Source organism: Gilvimarinus xylanilyticus (genome assembly GCF_024195295.1).
In the GTDB taxonomy this organism is placed as follows: domain Bacteria; phylum Pseudomonadota; class Gammaproteobacteria; order Pseudomonadales; family Cellvibrionaceae; genus Gilvimarinus; species Gilvimarinus xylanilyticus.
The window spans coordinates 1-664 of sequence record NZ_JAMFTH010000011.1 but is presented as its reverse complement, the minus strand read 5'-3'; the positions used below and the strand labels follow the sequence as shown (position 1 = coordinate 664).

Genomic DNA, 664 nt, shown 5'->3' with positions numbered 1-664 from the left:
TCCAGCCCTGTGCTTAGGCTTTCGCTCACCGCAATCACCTGCGGGGCAACCTGATCTATCACATCGATATCGCTAACCGATAAGGTGCCAGTGGCGGTAAGCTCTTCCGCCGGAACTTCCGTTGACTCGGTCAGTGAAGCGCTGTCGCTATCGTTAAGTGCAAGAGAGATAACGGGGGTATCATTGGTGCCGTTAATGGTGATGGTTATTTGATGTGCTGTGCCGTCAAAAGCATAAACCGTAAACAATTCATCTCGGGTTTCACCTTCGGCTAAATATTGAAGTCTATTGTTGTCTACCGTGTAACTCCAGCTACCATCGCTGGCAATTCTCAGACTACCCAGTACATCGCCCACCGGTTGCGGAGCACGGCTCGCATCAATGCTGGACTCGCCGTTATCCGGGTCAACCACTTCTAACTTGCCGCTAGAGCGGGTGGGTAAACTGTCTTCAGTCACCTGCCCGGTATCATCCCCAATGAATTCAGGTGTATCGTTTACGCCGACCACCTCAATGGTAACGGTGGCCGGCTCGCTGTACACGGGGCTGCCGCTGGCATCGGTTTCGGAGTCTTGCAAAAAGTAAGCAAAGGTCACACTGGTGGTGTCACCTTCGGCCAGATAGTCAAAATCATCAAGGGTATCAAAGCTGTAGCTGCCATCGG

General features: G+C 52.4%; 1 protein-coding gene. It reads right to left on the bottom strand.

What is annotated here, in order from left to right:
- Positions 1-664: VCBS domain-containing protein (locus M6D89_RS17125; protein ID WP_253969317.1), on the bottom strand; the 664-nt coding region annotated here is incomplete at both ends.